Here is a 17,067-nt window from a genome sequence, read left to right as displayed (position 1 = left end):
CCGATTGCGCAGATAGGAAGGCGCCGCAAACGATAGGCGCTGCTTCGCCGCCGGATAAGGCCTTTTTCCGCAGATCGACACAGATCAACGCAGATAAGAACACGATGTTGGGTGGCTTGGGTAACGCATAAGCTGAGCTGCCCGCCTTTGATCTGCGTGAATCTGCGTCGATCTGCGGTTACTTCTTCGAAGAACGCGGCGCGATGCGCGTTTTGATCATGTTCCGAGTGCCGGCTTTGGGTACATGCGGGCCGGTTGGGTCTTAATCCGTTGCCATCTGCGTTAATCTGCGGGTCGATTTGTACTTGCGGCCGCCGCGTTCAACAGCGGGGCCGATTATTTGCCGGTTGCTCCCATGTCCGATTCCGCTGGTTCTTCTGCTTCCGAAAACGCAGCTGCGACGCCGCCGCGTGGTCCGTTGATTCTTATTGACGGCTCGTCGTGGCTGTATCGCGCTTACCACGTGCTGCCGCCGCTGACCAACGCCGCCGGCGAGCCCACGGGTGCGATCTATGGCATGACCAACATGCTGCGCAAGTTCCTGCGCGAATACGATGCCGATCGCATCGTGGTGGTGTTCGACCCGCGCGGCCCGACCTTTCGTAACGAGCTGTTCGCCGATTACAAGGCCAATCGTCCGCCGGTGCCCGAAGAACTTTCGGCACAGTTCGCGGGTATTCGCGACGTGGTGGTCGCACTGGGCCTGCCCCTGCTGCAGGTCGACGGCGTGGAAGCCGACGATGTAATCGGCACCCTGGCCACCCGCGACGCCGGCGAAGTGCTGATCGTGACCGGCGACAAGGATATGGCGCAGCTGGTCAACGAGCGGGTGAACCTGCTCGATACCATGCAGGACAAGCGTACCGATGTGGCCCGCGTGCACGAGAAATTCGGCGTCGGCCCCGAGCTGATCACCGACTATCTCGCCCTGGTGGGCGACAGTTCGGACAACATCCCCGGCGTGGCCAAGGTCGGGCCGAAGACCGCGGCGAAATGGCTGTTGCAGTACGACGGCCTCGACGGCGTGATGGCCCACGCCGACGAAATCGGCGGCAAGGTGGCGGACAACCTGCGCGCGGCGCTCGACGAGCTGCCGTTGTACAAGGATCTGGCCACGATCCGCTGTAATCTGGACCTGGGTTCGGTCGGCGAGGCGCTCACCCGGCGCGAGGCCGATGTCCGGGCGCTCAGCGATCTGTACCGTGGCTATGAATTCCACAAGTTCCTGGAAGATCTGGACGCGCCCGCCGAACAGGCCAGCCCGGACGTGCCGGCTGCACCCGCCGAAACGCATTACCACGAGGTACGCGACCAGGACGCCCTCGAGGCCATGATGGCCAGGCTTGAGGCCGCCGACCTGATCTGTGTGGATACGGAAACCGATGCGCTGTCGGCCATGCAGTCCAATCTGGTGGGGCTGTCGTTCGCGGTTCAGGCAGGCGAGGCCTGGTATGTACCGGTCGGCCACGACTACATGGGCGCGCCCGAACAGCTGTCGATGCAAACCGTGCTCGATCGCCTGCGCGGGGTTCTGGAAAACCCCGATATCGCCAAGCTCGGTCAGCACATCAAGTACGACATCAACGTATTGCGCCGTCACGGAATCGAGGTTGCCGGCGCCGATCACGACACCATGCTCGAATCGTATGTGCTTAACAGCACGGCCACGCGTCACGATATGGATTCGCTGGCACAGAAGTATCTGGACCGGAGCACCACCAAGTTCGAGGAAGTGGCTGGCAAGGGCGCCAAGCAGATCACCTTCAACCAGGTATCGCTGGAACAGGCCACGCCCTATGCGGCCGAAGACGCGGATATCACGCTACAGCTGCATCACCGTCTTTACGGGGAGCTCGCCGAGAGTCCGCGCCTGAAGGCGCTGTACGAAGATATCGAGATGCCGCTCATGCCCGTGCTCGCCCGCGTCGAAGCCAACGGCGTACTGGTCGATCGCGATCTGCTCGGCCGGGTGAGTCAGGAAATGGCCGAGCGTATGGCCGAAATCCAGACCCAGGCGTTCGAGGCCGCCGGGGGCGAGTTCAACCTCGGTTCGCCGGCCCAGCTCAAGGATATTCTCTTCGATCGGCTCGCCCTGCCCGTGATCCGCAAAACGCCCAAGGGCGCGCCCTCGACCGCCGAGGACGTGCTGCGCGAACTGGCCGATCAGCACGAACTGCCGGCGCTTATCGTGTCGTGGCGCGAGCTGTCCAAGCTGCGCTCGACCTATGCCGAGAAGTTGCCGACCCAGATCAATCCGAACACGGGGCGTATTCATACCTCCTACCATCAGGCGGTCGCAGCCACCGGTCGACTGTCCTCGTCGGATCCGAACCTGCAGAACATCCCTATTCGCACCGAATCCGGCCGGCGTATCCGGGAGGCGTTCATCGCCCCCGAAGGCCAGCAGATTCTGGCCGTCGACTACTCGCAGATCGAGCTTCGCATCATGGCGCATCTGTCCGGCGACCCGGGCCTGCTGGCGGCCTTCAACGAAGAGCGGGATATTCATTCGGCCACGGCTTCGGAAGTCTTCGATACGCCGCTTGATGAGGTCAGCACCGATCAGCGGCGCGCGGCCAAGGCGATCAACTTCGGCCTGATGTATGGCATGTCGGCGTTCGGGCTGGCCAAACAGCTGGAAACCTCGCGCGAGGAAGCCGGTGCCTATATCGATCGCTTCTTCGAACGCTTCGCCGGCGTGCGTCGCTACATGGACGAAACCCGCAAGCTTGCCAAGGCCGAGGGCTATGTCGAAACGCTCTATGGGCGTCGGCTTTATCTACCGGAAATCAATTCGCGCAACGGCGCGCGCCGCCAGGGCGCGGAACGCGCGGCCATCAACGCGCCGCTTCAGGGCACGGCCGCCGACCTGATCAAGAAAGCCATGATCGACGTGGATGCGTGGCTGCACGAAACCGGGGAGCCGGCCCGCATGATCATGCAAGTACATGACGAACTGGTCTTCGAAGTGCCCACGGACCAGGCCGAGCGGTTGGGCAAGGTCATCAGTGAGCGCATGGGCCGGGTGGCAGAACTCGACGTGCCGTTGCTTGCCGAGGCCGGCATCGCAGCCAACTGGCAGCAGGCACATTGAGGCCAGAGCGCGGTTTGAAAATTTTTCGCGAATCTCGGGAACTCGGCTGGAAACGCCCGGTCTGACCTTCCATGAGCGTTACGACGCTCAACCGCTTTTCTCCCTGAGCGGTAACCCATATCCGGTTTTCCCCCCAAGAACCGGAACACTCGCCCCGGCGTCGTTTCCCCCGCGACGTCGGGGTTTTTTATTGGGGGTGATTCCCAATTCGGCCAGCAAGCCGGTCGCGCCGCGAAAAAATAGTGGGCTGACTCGGGAACTCTGGCTCGAGGGCCACGGTCTGACCCTGTACAAGCAAGAGGCTTGACCGCTTTTCTCCCTGAGCGGTAACCGATATCCGGTTTCCCCCCAAGAACCGGAATATTTACCCCGACGTCGTTCCCCCACGACGTCGGGGTTTTTCTTTGGCCGGCTTTGTTGCTGGACGGGCGTCCACGCCGCAAAAAATAACCGGTTCGGTCAGGAACTCCCCCGCCGAGTTCACGGTCTGACCCTCTACAAGCGCGATGCTTGACCGCTTTTCTCCCTGAGCGGTAACCGAATCCGGTTTTCCCCAAGAACCGGTCTATTGCCCCGATAGGCTTCCCCCAGCCATCGGGGTTTTTTTTGCGCTCATTCAGCAGGTTGGCTCTCCCCAGAGCCGCCCGCCGTCGAGCCGCAAATTTTTTCAACTTTTTTGGAACAAACCGATTGGCTGCCGGTCTGACCCTATGCAAGCGCAATACTTGCCCGCTTTTCTCCCTGAGCGGTAATTCGATCCGGTCCCCCCCCCAAGGCCGGATCGGTCGCCCCGGCGGTATTCCCCCTGCCGCCGGGGCTTTTTTATTCCCTGAGCAATCAATCTCTTGCTGTGGCTATTTTATGCCACAGAAAAACCGGCGCGTCGATTAAAACGGCCGGTTTTCCGATGAGCGGTCGTCGCCGCGCGATATGGGCGCGGCTGGCGGCGTCAACGGCGCGGCGCGACCATGCGCCGATTGAGATCCTCGCGTGCGCTTAGCAGGATCAGCTCATGAAACAGGGACTTGATAGCGGGTGAACGTTCGCCGCCGCAGTCCCAGGCCAGCTGCACGTGGCCGGAATCGATATCGATGATCTGCAACTGGGGGCGGCCCTCTCGATCGAGCCAGGCCCGAATGTCATATCCCATGTGTCAGCCCTCCTGAAGGATGTGCTTCGAGCATACATGAGAATGATTCGCATTTGCATATAGTTCGCTAATCGACGCGCTGCTCATTGGCACCGTTGGCAAAGGCCGCGATGGCGGCTCGGGCCTCGTCGATGCCTTGGCGCTTGGTGGATGAAAACAGCTGTACGCTGGCATCGGGCATGTCGCGTTCGACCTGGCGCAGAGTATTGACCTGCTGGTTGCGCGACAGCTTGTCGGCCTTGGTCAGCAGCAGATGAAAGCCCAGGCCCTGGGCCTCCCCCCAGTCAATCAACTGGCGGTCGAACTCCATGAGCGGGCGGCGCGCGTCCATGATGAGCACCACCCCGGCCAGGGTTGTGCGGGTGGCCAGATAGCCCTCGATGAGCGCCTGCCAGGCGGCCTTGACCGCCGGCGGCACCTTGGCGAAACCGTAGCCCGGCAGGTCGGCGAAGCGCAGCTGATCGCTGGTGAAGAAGTTGATGGCCTGGGTGCGGCCGGGCGTCTTGCTGGTGCGTGCAAGCCCGGTCCGCTCGCACAGCGCGTTGAGCGCGCTGGACTTGCCGGCATTGGAGCGGCCGGCAAAGGCGATTTCCGCGCCGGCCGGCTCCGGGAAGGCGCGCGGATTGGGTGCCGAGCACACAAAGCGCATCGCTTTGAAATCGGCGGGCGTAATGCTTGTCATGAAGGACGAACCGGAAGAGAACGGGTAAGAGAAAGTCAGCCGTAGCTGCGCGCAAGACTGTGGCGTACGCAGCGGGTGGTATACAATAAAAGACTATATCCAGTGGGCAGCCAGAATCCGATAGAGTTCGGATAGCGCCATTGTGCTGCCGTTTTGCGTCGGAGACGACTACGACATGACCAAGCGCCTTTTTGTGTTGTTCGGCTTGATGATCTGTGCCGGGGCCGTCGCCGCCGAGCCGTTGGTGGACGGTGACATCGAGGCCGGCAAGACTCGTTCTGCCCAGTGTGCGGCCTGTCATGGCCCGCAGGGCAACATGGAGTCGGCCCAGTTTCCCAAGCTTGCCGGCCAGGGCGCGCCCTACATCTATGAACAGCTCAAGCTGTTCAAGTCCGGCGAGCGCCAGAACGCCATCATGGCCGGCCAGGCCGCGGGTCTGAGCGAAGAGGACATGAAAAACCTCGCCGCTTATTACGCGTCCCAGCAGACCCGCCCGGGCGCTGCCGATGTGTCGATCGCGCCTGCCGGCGCCATGCTCTATCACGCCGGCGACGCAGAGAATGCGGTACCGGCCTGCTCCGGTTGCCACGGCCCAAGCGGGCTCGGCAATGAAGCGGCGAAGTTCCCGCGTCTGTCGGGCCAGTCCCCGCAGTACATCGCCACCCAGCTCAAGGCCTATCGCAGCGGTGACCGTTCGGGTTATCGCAATGCCACCATCATGAATGGCGTCGCCGAGAATCTCAGCGATGAAGATATCCAGGCGCTGGCCTCCTATGTGGCCGGGCTGCAGCCGGCGACCGGCGAGAAGAAAGGCGGCGGCCACGGCGCGTTGATGCAGCATGCCGGCGGCCCGGCGGGCGCTGCGGCAGGCCAGGCTGAGACCGGTGACGACGCGGAAAGCGAAGCCTCGCCCGAGGCCGTTGACGCCAGCGAACAGCAATCGCAGGACGCTGACGCAGCAGCCAAGCAGGAAGCCGGCGCGGCCGCTGGCGATGAGGCCGCCAGCGCAGAGAACAACGAGGCCGACGATGCGGGCGAAGATGCCGCCGCGGCCAGCGAAGACGACAGCGACGCGCAGTAACGATTGGGTTCGGCTGCGCCTGAGAGAGGTCGGGCACGAATGAAGACGTGGCGCATTGCAACGGGCGTGGTCCTGCTATTGATCGTGGGGATGGTCCACGCGCAGGGGCTGATGATTTCGCGCTATGTGGAAGGCGAGCATTATCTTGCCGCCAAGCAGCCGATCGACCAGCCCGATGACGGCAAGATCCACGTCACCGAGTTCTTCCTCTATAGCTGTCCGCACTGCTATCACCTCGAGGCCGATCTCGAGACCTGGCGCGACCAGTTGGGCGACGACGTCGAATTTTCGCGCGTACCCGTACTTTTCAGTGCCGGCGGCGAGCCCTATGCGCGTCTGTATTACACCGCCGAAAAGCTCGGCGTGCTGGAACAGGTGCACGACAAGATCTTTGCCGCAATTCATGAGCAGGGCCGGCGGCTGCTCAGCGAGTCCGCCATGCGCGATTTCATGGTCGACCAGGGCGTCGATGGCGATCGCTTTGCCGAAGTCTATGAAAGCGACGAGATCACGCAGAAAGTGCGCCAAGCTGCCCAGGCCATGCAGGCTTTCCCGGTGACAGCCACGCCGAGCATTACGGTGGCAGGGCGCTATTACGTGACCGGGCGCACTGCCGGCAGCAACGACCGTATGCTCGAGGTCGCGGATTATCTGATCAGCCAGCAGCGTAGCGCGCGTCCGTAACCCCGGCATGCCCGCCTGCGGCCGCCATAGCCGCGAACACCACCAATCCACTGCCACCAACGGCCTTTCCTGAAGTGGACGCCTGCCGGCTGCCTGCCCGCTACTGCGTACCGCGTTGGTAAAGGCGCGGGTGAGTCAGGGCCGCCCAAGGACGCCCACGCACGGCGGTAGGACCCCAGGCCCGGCGAAACACGGATGCCAAACGCGAGCAGGGTGCGGCTTGGCCGCGTACCGTTGCATGAATGGCCCGGTAGGCGCCGACTTTGACCATCACCATCGTTTGAAGACAGGGCGATCACGGCGCGTTCACGCGTGTGGAACGCCGCTCGACGACCCGGGCAGGGGGGGTGGTTAGGCGATCAGCCAGCGCGGCCAGTGCGCAGCCTCATTGCGACAACGCCGTGACAGCTGCGAACCGCGATTTCATCCAGCCACCGCGTGCTGCGGGTCGACCCTACCCGCGACTCAATCCTGTTCGGTTTCCAGCACGATCTGCCAGTCGCCGTCGTCGCTTTGCTGCCAGTACTGCACCTTGCGGTCTTCGGCGTGGTAGTTGTTGCTGGTGTAGGCCTGATTGAACATCACCTTCATCATTCGATCCTCGCCGGGATAGCGCATGATGGTGATATCGCTCAAATCCACCTCGATTTTCGTCTTGGTGGCGTTGATGCGCTTCTTCTCGATCGCGAAGTCTTTCTTGTCGAGCCCCTTGTCGCTGACAAAGCTGGGCGCGTAATAGGCGAGATACGATTTGGTATCGATCGCCTGCCAGCTGTGCCGCCAGGATTCGATCGTCGACAGCATCGCGGTGCGCTGCTGCTCGACCTCGGCCGCCGATACCCAGTTCAGGCCGGTGGTCATGATCACGGGCGTCTTGCCGATGGTCACCTGCTCGCGAATCGACTCGAAGTCGTCGTTGGCGATCACCACGCAGCCTTCGCTGGCACGCGGCGTGCGTGAATAGGTGGTGCGCGGCACGCCGTGCAGCCAGATACCGTAGCCGGTGCGCCCGTGCAGCCGATCGAGGGCGTTGGGGTAGTTCACCGGGAGTGCGCCCACGCCATAGAGTTCGGGCAGCTTGTTGTCGTCGATATAGCGGGTGATGTGATAGATGCCGATCGGCGTGCGCATATCGCCCTCGACCTGCTTGCCCGCGCCGCCGCGACCGATGGTGGTATAGAAGTCGGACACGAGCCGGGGCACGCCCTGTTCGTTGTCGAACAGATAGAGTCGGTTGTTCGACAGGTCGACCACGACCACGTTGTCGTACTCGGGCGACAGCTGCAGTATCACGTCCGGCACCTTCCCGTCGGTGGCTGCCGACACGCGGTGTGCCCAGCGGCTCTTGGCCTCGTCGAGCAGGGCATCGCGCTGGTCGCGCATCTTTTCGCTGATTGCCGGGTCGATACTACGCCCGGTGCGCGCCACCATGAGTTCGCCGTAAACGAGTTGGGCAAGGCGAAAGTTCGGCCGTGCCTCGATCAGATCCGACAGATCGTTGATGGCGCTATCGTAGTCGCCTTTCTGGGCCAGATTGAGCACGGCCAGCAGCTGGGCCTCGGCGCTGGAGTGCACCTTGCCGCCGCTGCGCGCCGCCTGGGTTTCGGTACCGGCCGCGAACGCGCTTGCCGCTAGCATCAGGTAGCAGGCGATCAACAAAAAGCTATGGATGGCTTGGCGCACCGACATGACGCTAGTTCGTCCCCGTGGTTTCGCGCAGGATGCGCCAGCCCGCCGGGGTGCGGGTGAGCACCATCTGCTTGTCGACCCGGTCGCTATAGCGGGGCGATTCGTATTCCTGGGTGAAATCGACCTGAACCGCGCCATTGGCCAGCCGCGTGATCGAGGGGTCCTCGATACGGATATGAATATCCTCGGGCTTGTTCAGGCGTGCCTGGCGTAATTCGAGCCATTCCTGCCGAGTCATGCCGTCCCCCGGATCGTACTCATCCGCATAGAAATCGGTGTAGGCGTCGAAATCCTGCGCCGACCATGCCTGCGCCCAGGCACGCACGGTCTGGATGATGCTGCGGCTGGCCTGATCGCTGATCGTATCGCTATTGGAATTCGGCGTCGCGGGCCGCTTCGCGGGCGCCGGCGTCGGCGCATTCCCCGGCGCGACCGACTCCTGCGCATAATATAGACGATCGAGCATGGTCAGCGGTAGCTTGGTGTCATCGTCGTCGGTGCCCAGCGCCTTGCGATAGGCCAGTTCGGCCAGGGCGGTATACACATCGCCCAGGTTGCGATGGGCGGTCGCATAGGCCGGCTGTGTGGCCAGCGCCTTTTCCAGCCACTTGCGGGCCTTGTCATATTCGCCCTGGTCGGCATAGAGCACGGCCAGGTTGTTGGCAGGCTCCACACGCAGGGGATAATCCGCCGCGAGTTTTTCGTACTCGGCGATCGCTTTCTCGACATGCCCCTGGCCGGCCAGCGCGCGCGCATGCATGAAGCGCGCATCGCGATTGCCGGGATGGGTTTCGAGATAGGTCTGGGACAGGCGCGCTGCGGCATCGAACTTGCCGGTATCGATTTCGTGCTGGAGCTCGTCGAGCGTGACCGCCGTGGCCGCCGTGGACACGAAAAGCAGCGCGCCCAGCAGGGCCGCGAACGGCTTTGTCGCTATGCGTCGTGTCACGAGTGCATCGTCCTGTCCTGCTGAGAAGCGTAAGAGCGCACGCCGGCGTACGATTCGCCCGGTCGTGGTCTCGACTTCAAGAAATTATACTAGACGCCGCGCCCGCGCTTGCATCGCGCGCGGCTAACGCATCATTTTTGTTATAAAACCTGCGGCACCCCTGAAGGCGCCGCGCTCCTTCCTTACTATTACGGCGCACCTGGAGAAACCTGATGCTGATTCCCGTTTTGCTTGCAGGCGGCATCGGTACCCGATTGTGGCCGTTGTCGCGCGAAAGCCGGCCGAAACAGTTCCTTGCACTTAACGGCGAGGCCAGCCTACTTGAACAGACGCTGGCGCGCGCGGCGCGGCTAGCCGATGTGGGTCCAGCGCTGTTGATCGGCAACGTCGAACACCGCTTCGTCATGGCCGAGCAGCTGCGGGCCAGCGGGATGCCGGGCCAGGTCATGCTGGAACCCTCGCGCCGCGATACCGCGCCCGCGGTTGCCGCGGCGGCGTTTCAGGCGCTCGCCGATCACGGAGACGACGCGGAACTGCTGGTCATGCCGACCGACCATGCCGTTGCCGACGCCCAGGCCTTCGAGCAGGCGGTGGGACGCGCGCGTGCGCGCGCCGCGCGCGGCGGGATGACGCTGTTCGGTGTACGCCCGGATCGACCCGAGCCCGGATTTGGCTATATCCAGGCCGGCGAGCCCCTGGACGACGGCGTACGGCGCGTACAGACCTTCGTGGAAAAACCCGACCGGGCCCGTGCGGCCGTCTATCTCGAAGATCCGGACTACTACTGGAACAGCGGCATGTTCCTGTTCAGGGCCGGCGACTACCTGGCGTCTCTGGCGCGCCAGGCCCCGGCGATTCATGCCGCGGCCAGGGCCGCCCATGCCCGGGCCCATGTCGATATCGACTTTCTGCGCCTGGACGAGGACGCGTTCGACGACAGCCCGTCGAAATCGATCGACTATGCGGTAATGGAGGGCGCCGACGATGCGGTGATGGTCGAGCTCGACGCCGGCTGGAGTGATCTGGGCAGCTGGTCGGCCGTCGCCGACGCCGTGGGCGCCGACGCAGACGGCAACAGCGTGCGGGGCGATGTCGTCACCGAAGACAGCCAGGGCTGCATCCTGCATAGCCAGGATCGCCTGCTTGCCACGATTGGCCTGCGCGACACCATCGTCATTGAAACGGCGGATGCGGTGCTGGTGGCCGATCGCGACAGCGAACAACGCATTCGCGAGCTCGTCACGCGTCTGGTGAAAAGCGGTCGAGACGAGGCCACGGCCTATCGCAAGGCCTACCGGCCCTGGGGCAGTTATGAACAGATCGCCGTGGGCGAGCGTTTTCAGGTCAAGCATATCCGCGTGACGCCGGGCGGCCGGCTGTCGTTGCAGAAGCATCATCATCGCGCGGAACACTGGATCGTGGTCCACGGCACCGCCAAGATCACCTGCGACGGGCGTGAAAGCCTGCTTACCGAAAACGAATCCACCTTCATCCCGCTGGGCGCCGTGCATCGCCTGGAAAACCCGGGCAAGGTCGATCTGGACCTGATCGAGGTGCAGTCGGGCAGCTATCTCGGCGAAGACGATATCGTAAGATTCGACGACGTCTATGGCCGTAGCGACAATGAACCGTCGGACCGGAGCACGGTCCCAGGCACGGCGGCGGCCGCCGATTCCACCCTGCACCCAACCAAGGAGTGACCCGATGGGCCAGTATTATCCGTTCTTCAAGGCCTATGACGTACGTGCCAAGGTGCCGGACGAGCTGGATGCCGGGCTGGCCCGGCGTATCGGACGTGCCTTCGTGGCAGAACTGGGCGCGAAGACGGTCGTGGTGGGTCGCGACATGCGTCTGTCCAGCGAAGAGCTGGCCGATGCGCTCATCGACGGGCTGACCGCGGGCGGCGCCGATGTGCTGGATATCGGACTGTGCGGCACCGAAGAGGTGTATTACGGCACCTTCTCCCAGCACGCGGACGGCGGCATCATGGTGACCGCCAGCCATAACCCCAAGGACTACAACGGCTTGAAGTTCGTGCGCGAACAGGCGCGCCCGATCTCGAGCGATACCGGCCTGTTCGATATCGAAAAGCGGGCCTACGACAACGACTTTGCCGATTCGGCGCACACCGGCGAACGCAGGCCGCTGGACCAGCGCGACGACTATGTCCGTTTTCTGCTCGATCAGGTCAAGCCCGAGCAGATGAAGCCGCTCAAGATCGTGGCCAATCCCGGCAACGGCTGTGCCGGACTGGTCGCAGCCGCGCTGGAAGGGCATCTGCCCTTCGATATCGTGCGCCTGCATTTCGAGCCGGACGGTCATCTGCCCAACGGCATTCCCAACCCGCTGCTGCCGGAAAACCGTGACGCCACGGCCACGGCCGTACGCGAGCACAAAGCCGACTTCGGCGTGGCCTGGGACGGCGACTTCGACCGCTGCTTTTTCTTCGACGAGCGCGGCGAATTCATCGAAGGCTATTACATCGTCGGGCTGATCGCCGAAATGCTGCTCAAGATGAACCCCGGCCAGGCGATCGTCCATGACCCGCGCCTGACCTGGAACACCCTGGCCCAGGTGAAGGAGAACGGCGGCACGCCGGTGCAGTCGAAATCCGGCCATTCGTTCATGAAACAGACCATGCGCGACGTCGATGCCCTGTATGGCGGCGAAATGAGCGCGCATCATTATTTCCGCGATTTCTCCTATGCCGACAATGGCCACCTGCCCTGGCTGGTCCTGGCTCAGTTGATCTCGGAAACCGGCAAGCCGTTGTCGACGCTGGTCGAAGAGCGCATTGCCGCTTTCCCGGCCTCGGGCGAGATCAACCGCGAAATCGGCGACCCCGATGCCGCGCTCGCCGACCTGGAGTCGCATTACGGCGCCACCGCGCAAGCGGTCGAACACGTCGACGGCCTGTCGATGGATTTTGGCGACTGGCGCTTCAATCTGCGCAAGTCCAACACCGAGCCGGTGGTACGGCTCAACGTCGAGGCGCGCGGGGATATCGAACTCATGCGGGCCAAGACCGACGAACTGCTTGAACGGCTCGGTCGGCATTGAATTCGCCCGTGATTCGTTCTCGATAGGAGCACGGCAATGGTGACCTGCTATCTGCGTTACGAGATCGACCCGCGCCAGACGCGCGAGTTCGAGCACTATGCACGCCTGTGGATACCGCTGGTCGAGCGCTTCGGCGGTCGCCACCACGGTTATTTCCTGCCGCACGAGGGCGCCAACGATATCGCCATTGCCCTGTTCACCTTCGATAGCCTGGCCGACTACGAAACCTATCGCGAGCGCGCCGCCGCCGATGCCGACTGTCAGGCCGCCTTTGCCTATGCCCGGCGTACGGGCTGTATCCGGCGCTACGAACGCAGCTTCATGCGCCCGGTATTCGATGGCCCATCCACCGACGACACATTCGTTGTATGAAAGATCGTGATTGTCTGGCCCTGCGCGTACGCAGCGGCCGGTTGATGCTGCTGGACCAGTCGCGCCTGCCGCACGTGCAGGACTGGTTCGCGGTCGATGATGTCGCCACCCTGGTCGAGGCGATTCATGCGCTGCGAACCCGCGGCGCGCCGATGATCGCCATTGCCGCCGCGCTGCTGGTCGCGGTACGCGTGGAAGCGGGCGATGATCGCGATACCGTGCGCCAGGCGATCGCGCGTCTGCGCGAGGCCCGGCCGACCGCGGTGAACCTCATGCATGCGATGGATGCACTGGCGATGGCTCTCGAAGCCGACGATTGGCGTACGGACGTCGTCGTCAGCGCCGAAGCCCTGTTCGATGATGATCGTGCGCTGTGCGACGCCATGGCCGACCACGGCGCGGCCTTGGTCGGCCCCGGCGAGCGTATTCTCACCCACTGCAATACCGGCGGCCTGGCCACGGCCGGGATCGGCACGGCGCTGGGTGTGATCCGGCGCGCCCACGAGCGCGACCCTGGTATTTTCGTCTGGGTCGACGAGACACGGCCGTTGTTGCAGGGCGGGCGCCTGACTGCCTGGGAACTCGGCGAGCTGGGCATCGACTACCGGCTGATCACCGACAGCATGGCCGCCAGCTTCATGGCCGCGGGCGAAGTCGATCGGGTGCTGGTCGGCGCCGATCGCATCGCCGCGAACGGCGATTTCGCCAACAAGATCGGCACCTACGGGCTCGCGGTACTGGCCGACTATCACGATATCCCGTTTGCGGTGGTCGCACCGCACACCACGGTCGACTCCGGCTGTGCCACCGGCGCCCGAATACCCATCGAACAGCGAAACGCGGCCGAAGTACGCGGCGTGACCGGCGCGGCCGGCGAGTTGGCCTGGGCACCGGTGAATGCCACCGTGGCCAACCCGGCCTTCGACGTCACGCCGGCCGCACTGATCGATCACTGGATTCTGGATACCGGTGTCTTCGATCGGGTCGAGGTCGAGGCCGGCGTGTTCCAGTTCGGTGGGGCCGCGGTCGGGTAACGCGCCTGCGATAACGCCCTGGTGGCTCAACCGGCGTGGTATGCCGCGGCGAGAGCGGCTGTGTCCTCGAACATCTTGTAGCCGATGATCCGGCCGTCGGCGATCCGGCAGACCAGCGCCCATTCGCATTCGAAAATACGATCGCTGCGCCGTACGCGGTGACGCATGCGCCCGTGGGCGAACACGATGTCGTCGTTTTCAGCCCAGTGGTAGAACTCGAACGCCTCCGTCTCGAATAGTTCGGCCAGTATGGACAGGAATGTGCGCGCACCGCTCGGCCCGTGAAAGACCCCGTAGATCGGCACCGTCTGCGGGCCCTGGGCTTCGAAGACGGCCTCGTCATGAACCTGCATCAGCGCGCCGTCGATATCGGCGTTGGCCACACAGGCAAAGAACTGGCGAACGGGGTGGGACATGATGATTCTCCTAAAGGCTTGCAGAGAATCACGGTACGACTTGGAGTGAACTCCAGGTCAAGCAGGTGCTGAAGAGGGTTAGAGCGGTTCTTCCTGGCCCTGGTACCAGGCGATCTTGGCGCGGATGAGGCTCAAACTATCCTGTGCCCGGGCCAGTCGCTGTTCGAGTGCCGCGGCGTGGTCTTCGAGCAGCGCCCGGCGGCGTGCCGCGGTGGCCGCGCCCTGATGGCGCAGCCGTGCATACTCGCGAATCCCGGCCAGCGGCATGCCCGTGTCCTTGAGCCGGGTCACGAACGCAATCCAGTCCAGATCGCCTTTATCGAACACCCGATGCCCGCTGGCATTGCGCGCGATCTGGCGCAGCACGCCGATCTTTTCGTAGTAGCGCAACGTATCGGCCGACACGCCACTACGGGCCGCGAATTCGCCGATGTTCAAGACGCAGCCTTCGAAAACGGCGCCGCCGCGGCCCGGCGGCACCCATGGCCGGTCAGTCCTGACCCAGCATCTGTTCGCCGGCGGGGCGGAAGTCCTTGGCGATATCCGTGCCGGTGAAGTTGGCCACCCAGCCTTCCTGGTTGTTGAACAGGCGGATCACCTTGAAATGCGGCTTGTCGCCCATGTCGAACCAGTGCGGCGTGCCGGCCGGCACGCTGATCAGGTCGTCGGCTTCACAGAGCGTGGCATAGACGCGATCGCCGATATGCAGGGTGAAAAGCCCGGCGCCATCCACGAAGAATCGGACTTCGTCTTCGCTATGCGTGTGCTCGTCGAGAAACTTGGCCCGCATGGCATCTTTCTGCGGATGTTCGGGGTGCAGGCCGATCACGTCCCAGGTGGCATAGCCGAACTGGGCCTGCAGGCGTTCGATATCGCTCGCGTAGGCTTCGCCGATCTGCTCCGCGTCGGCATCGGCCGGCAGTTCGTGCTCGGCCGGCCAGCGTTCGAAGAGAACGCCCACCTTTTCCAGCTCGGCAGCGATCTTGTCTGCGTCGGCGGTATCGACCAGCGGTTGCTGGGTATCGTTTTCGTTATAGACGGTCAGTCGGCTCATTGTTCAACTCCTGTGCGCTGTAGCGCGCTGGCGGACGACGCACGGCGCGCGGCCCGGCTCAAACCAGTTCGATATCCTCGAACGACGTCACCACCGGGTGTCTTTCGCTCATTCTAGCCTTTTCCTGGGTGTTTTCATCGCGGGCCACCCAGCAGGTCTGCAGGCCGGCGTTGGCGGCCGCATCCAGCTCTTCGCCGACGTCGGACAAGAACAGCAGCGAGGCCGGCAGTTCCCCCAGTTCGGCGGCAATCGCCTTGTAACTACGCATCTTCTTCTTGGCGCCGATGCGGGTATCGAAATAGCCGGAAAACAGATCGCTCAGATCGCCGTGGTCGCTGTAGGTGAACAACAGCTTCTGGGCCGCGACCGAGCCCGAGGAATACACATACAACGCGCGTCGATCGTCGGCCCAGGCCTGCAGGGTGGCCACTGCGTCGTCATAGACATGGCCGGTGAAATCGCCGTCGATATAGCCTTTCTCCCACACCAGACCCTGCAGGGTCTTGAGCGGCGTGGCCTTGCGGTCCTCGTCCATCCATTTTTCGAGAATGGTGATCACCCGGTCGAGATCGGCGCCGGGTTCCTCGGCTTCGGTGCGGACGTCTTCGATCAGGGCCGTGACCGCGGGCTCCTGGGAATGCGCCCGTACGAACGGCGGCAGATAGTCACGCGCGTACGGAAACAATACGTCGTGCACGAAGGCGATATCCGAGGTCGTGCCTTCGATATCGGTGATGACGGCGCGTACGTCCGGCGTCGGCTCTTCCAGGCGCAGCCGATCGTGATCGCCCATGAATTCGCTCATCGTGTGTTCTCCAGTTGTCGGCGCTGCAGTTCGCAGGCGAGCAGAAATTCCCAGCCTTCCAGATGGCGGCGTGCGCTGGCCAGATCCGCGCCCCAGGCATAGATGCCGTGCCCGCGCACCAGAAAGCCGAACGCCGGTGCGGCTTCGTCGAAACGCGCTTCGAGCGCCGCCGCCAGCGTTTCCATGTTCTGGCTGTTATCGAGCACGGGCAGATCGAGCGTGGCCTCGTGGGTTATGTTGCCGGTAATGCTTTTTTGCATTTCATAGCCTTCGAAACGCAGCCGCTGCGGCGTATGGATACGCGAGAGCAGGGTATTGGCGATCGAATGCACGTGCAGAACCGCGCCGATGGCCGGGTCGCGCCGATACAGGGCCAGATGCAGCCCGGTTTCGGCCGAGGGTTTGCCTTCGGCCAGCAGCTCGCCGTGAATCGTCATCGGCAGCAGTTCGGCGGGCGTCAGCGCGGTCTTGTCGACGCCGGAGGCCGTGATCAGTACGTGTTCGTCATCGAGTCGGCTCGAGAAGTTGCCGCCGGTGGCCGGGCAATAGCCGCGCGACGCGAACCAGCGCACGGTGTCGCAGAGCGCTTGTGCGGCAGCGGTTGTAGCGGCGTCGTCCATTCGTCGAGGCTATTGCGGTGTGTTCAGTCGCGCATGCTAGCGCTGTGGCTGCGGCCTCGCCAATGGCGGGCCACGCCGATTAACGCAGTGCTCGCGCTTTCTCGCGTTCTGAGCTAATGGAAGCGATGAATTTGGATCTGGGGTTTTGCACTGCCGTGCTAGTGCGTTTCACCGGCTTTAAGCCGACAAGAACGCGCCAGCGCGAAACCAGCGGTTCGACAGAGTCTTGGGTGCTGAACGACGCGTGGTTCGAATCGGTCGCTGTCTGAATCAACTGCGCGGGTCAATTTTGGCTTGGGGTTTCGCGCTGCTGCGCGAGTGACTTTCATTTGCTTGTCCAAATGAAAGTAACCAAAGCAAAGGACACCCTGTCTTGC

Annotated in this window: 16 protein-coding genes; 7 read left to right on the top strand and 9 right to left on the bottom strand. The window is 63.2% G+C overall.

Translation table 11 applies throughout. The features are described 5' to 3' along the window. Nucleotides 1-355: 355 nt before the first annotated feature. Entirely contained in the window at nucleotides 356-3,094 is a 2,739-nt protein-coding gene (gene polA, locus CMN27_RS10030) for a DNA polymerase I (protein ID WP_293626075.1), read from the top strand. A 949-nt stretch (nucleotides 3,095-4,043) separates the two neighbouring features. Here the strand turns inward: polA and CMN27_RS10025 are convergent. Further along, nucleotides 4,044-4,244: a hypothetical protein gene (locus CMN27_RS10025; RefSeq protein ID WP_293626074.1), complete on the bottom strand. Its 201-nt coding sequence runs from the start codon at nucleotides 4,242-4,244 to the stop codon at nucleotides 4,044-4,046. Nucleotides 4,245-4,311: 67 nt separating this feature from the next. Beyond that, entirely contained in the window at nucleotides 4,312-4,926 is a 615-nt protein-coding gene (yihA, locus tag CMN27_RS10020; RefSeq protein WP_293626073.1) for a ribosome biogenesis GTP-binding protein YihA/YsxC, read from the bottom strand. 175 nt (nucleotides 4,927-5,101) lie between these two features. Between yihA and CMN27_RS10015 the strand changes: the two genes are divergently transcribed. Together CMN27_RS10015 and CMN27_RS10010 are read left to right on the top strand one after the other, a co-directional pair. Next, complete coding sequence (locus CMN27_RS10015; protein ID WP_293626072.1) at nucleotides 5,102-6,007, top strand: cytochrome c; 906 nt, start codon at nucleotides 5,102-5,104, stop codon at nucleotides 6,005-6,007. A 39-nt stretch (nucleotides 6,008-6,046) separates the two neighbouring features. After that, on the top strand, nucleotides 6,047-6,691 hold the full coding sequence (locus tag CMN27_RS10010; RefSeq protein ID WP_293626071.1) for a thiol:disulfide interchange protein DsbA/DsbL: 645 nt from the start codon (nucleotides 6,047-6,049) through the stop codon (nucleotides 6,689-6,691). Nucleotides 6,692-7,156: 465 nt separating this feature from the next. Here the strand turns inward: CMN27_RS10010 and CMN27_RS10005 are convergent, their stop codons facing one another. Then, nucleotides 7,157-8,380, bottom strand: a complete 1,224-nt coding sequence (locus CMN27_RS10005) for a L,D-transpeptidase family protein (protein ID WP_293626069.1) — start codon at nucleotides 8,378-8,380, stop codon at nucleotides 7,157-7,159. 4 nt (nucleotides 8,381-8,384) lie between these two features. Beyond that, nucleotides 8,385-9,329 (bottom strand): tetratricopeptide repeat protein, encoded by a 945-nt coding sequence (locus tag CMN27_RS10000; RefSeq protein WP_293626067.1) that lies wholly within the window; start codon nucleotides 9,327-9,329, stop codon nucleotides 8,385-8,387. Nucleotides 9,330-9,541: 212 nt separating this feature from the next. Here CMN27_RS10000 and CMN27_RS09995 point away from each other — a divergent pair, with 212 nt between their 5' ends. Genes CMN27_RS09995 through mtnA form a run of 4 tightly spaced genes read left to right on the top strand, consistent with a single transcriptional unit; the run spans nucleotide 9,542 to nucleotide 13,795 of the window. Further along, nucleotides 9,542-11,029, top strand: a complete 1,488-nt coding sequence (locus CMN27_RS09995; RefSeq protein WP_293626065.1) for a mannose-1-phosphate guanylyltransferase/mannose-6-phosphate isomerase — start codon at nucleotides 9,542-9,544, stop codon at nucleotides 11,027-11,029. A gap of 4 nt (nucleotides 11,030-11,033) precedes the next feature. Then, a complete protein-coding gene (locus tag CMN27_RS09990; protein WP_293626063.1) occupies nucleotides 11,034-12,389 on the top strand; it encodes a phosphomannomutase in 1,356 nt (451 codons plus the stop codon). 36 nt (nucleotides 12,390-12,425) lie between these two features. After that, nucleotides 12,426-12,761, top strand: a complete 336-nt coding sequence (locus CMN27_RS09985) for an NIPSNAP family protein (RefSeq protein WP_293626062.1) — start codon at nucleotides 12,426-12,428, stop codon at nucleotides 12,759-12,761. Continuing rightward, on the top strand, nucleotides 12,758-13,795 hold the full coding sequence (mtnA, locus tag CMN27_RS09980; protein WP_293626061.1) for an S-methyl-5-thioribose-1-phosphate isomerase: 1,038 nt from the start codon (nucleotides 12,758-12,760) through the stop codon (nucleotides 13,793-13,795). The genes CMN27_RS09985 and mtnA overlap by 4 nt, the downstream gene beginning before the upstream one ends. A 26-nt stretch (nucleotides 13,796-13,821) precedes the next feature. On the opposite strand, the gene CMN27_RS09975 is transcribed toward mtnA, so the two are convergent. From CMN27_RS09975 to CMN27_RS09955, 5 genes are all read right to left on the bottom strand, one after another. Then, nucleotides 13,822-14,211, bottom strand: coding sequence for a nuclear transport factor 2 family protein (locus CMN27_RS09975; RefSeq protein ID WP_293626059.1), 390 nt, complete (start codon nucleotides 14,209-14,211; stop codon nucleotides 13,822-13,824). Between the two features lie 78 nt (nucleotides 14,212-14,289). Next, nucleotides 14,290-14,649, bottom strand: a complete 360-nt coding sequence (locus CMN27_RS09970; protein ID WP_293626058.1) for a MerR family transcriptional regulator — start codon at nucleotides 14,647-14,649, stop codon at nucleotides 14,290-14,292. 52 nt (nucleotides 14,650-14,701) lie between these two features. Beyond that, on the bottom strand, nucleotides 14,702-15,265 hold the full coding sequence (locus CMN27_RS09965; protein ID WP_293626057.1) for a cupin domain-containing protein: 564 nt from the start codon (nucleotides 15,263-15,265) through the stop codon (nucleotides 14,702-14,704). Nucleotides 15,266-15,323: 58 nt separating this feature from the next. Further along, nucleotides 15,324-16,070, bottom strand: a complete 747-nt coding sequence (gene mtnC / locus CMN27_RS09960; RefSeq protein ID WP_293626055.1) for an acireductone synthase — start codon at nucleotides 16,068-16,070, stop codon at nucleotides 15,324-15,326. Beyond that, a complete protein-coding gene (locus CMN27_RS09955) occupies nucleotides 16,067-16,690 on the bottom strand; it encodes a methylthioribulose 1-phosphate dehydratase (RefSeq protein WP_293626054.1) in 624 nt (207 codons plus the stop codon). Before CMN27_RS09955 ends, mtnC begins: the two co-directional genes overlap by 4 nt. Between the last annotated feature and the right edge of the window lie 377 nt (nucleotides 16,691-17,067).

This window comes from Salinisphaera sp., from assembly GCF_002729955.1.
In the GTDB taxonomy this organism is placed as follows: Bacteria; Pseudomonadota; Gammaproteobacteria; order Nevskiales; family Salinisphaeraceae; genus Salinisphaera.
The sequence above is the reverse complement of the archived record's forward strand: the minus strand, read 5'-3'. Positions and strand labels throughout refer to the sequence as shown.

Coding starts and splice junctions, on each gene's coding strand:
- CMN27_RS09985 (WP_293626062.1), top strand. CDS start 12,426: ATGGTGACCTGCTATCTGCGTTACGAGATCGACCCGCGCCAGACGCGC.
- CMN27_RS09995 (WP_293626065.1), top strand. CDS start 9,542: ATGCTGATTCCCGTTTTGCTTGCAGGCGGCATCGGTACCCGATTGTGG.
- CMN27_RS10005 (WP_293626069.1), bottom strand. CDS start 8,380: ATGTCGGTGCGCCAAGCCATCCATAGCTTTTTGTTGATCGCCTGCTAC.
- mtnC (WP_293626055.1), bottom strand. CDS start 16,070: ATGAGCGAATTCATGGGCGATCACGATCGGCTGCGCCTGGAAGAGCCG.
- CMN27_RS09955 (WP_293626054.1), bottom strand. CDS start 16,690: ATGGACGACGCCGCTACAACCGCTGCCGCACAAGCGCTCTGCGACACC.
- CMN27_RS09965 (WP_293626057.1), bottom strand. CDS start 15,265: ATGAGCCGACTGACCGTCTATAACGAAAACGATACCCAGCAACCGCTG.
- CMN27_RS10010 (WP_293626071.1), top strand. CDS start 6,047: ATGAAGACGTGGCGCATTGCAACGGGCGTGGTCCTGCTATTGATCGTG.
- CMN27_RS10015 (WP_293626072.1), top strand. CDS start 5,102: ATGACCAAGCGCCTTTTTGTGTTGTTCGGCTTGATGATCTGTGCCGGG.
- yihA (WP_293626073.1), bottom strand. CDS start 4,926: ATGACAAGCATTACGCCCGCCGATTTCAAAGCGATGCGCTTTGTGTGC.
- CMN27_RS10025 (WP_293626074.1), bottom strand. CDS start 4,244: ATGGGATATGACATTCGGGCCTGGCTCGATCGAGAGGGCCGCCCCCAG.
- polA (WP_293626075.1), top strand. CDS start 356: ATGTCCGATTCCGCTGGTTCTTCTGCTTCCGAAAACGCAGCTGCGACG.
- CMN27_RS09975 (WP_293626059.1), bottom strand. CDS start 14,211: ATGTCCCACCCCGTTCGCCAGTTCTTTGCCTGTGTGGCCAACGCCGAT.
- mtnA (WP_293626061.1), top strand. CDS start 12,758: ATGAAAGATCGTGATTGTCTGGCCCTGCGCGTACGCAGCGGCCGGTTG.
- CMN27_RS09990 (WP_293626063.1), top strand. CDS start 11,034: ATGGGCCAGTATTATCCGTTCTTCAAGGCCTATGACGTACGTGCCAAG.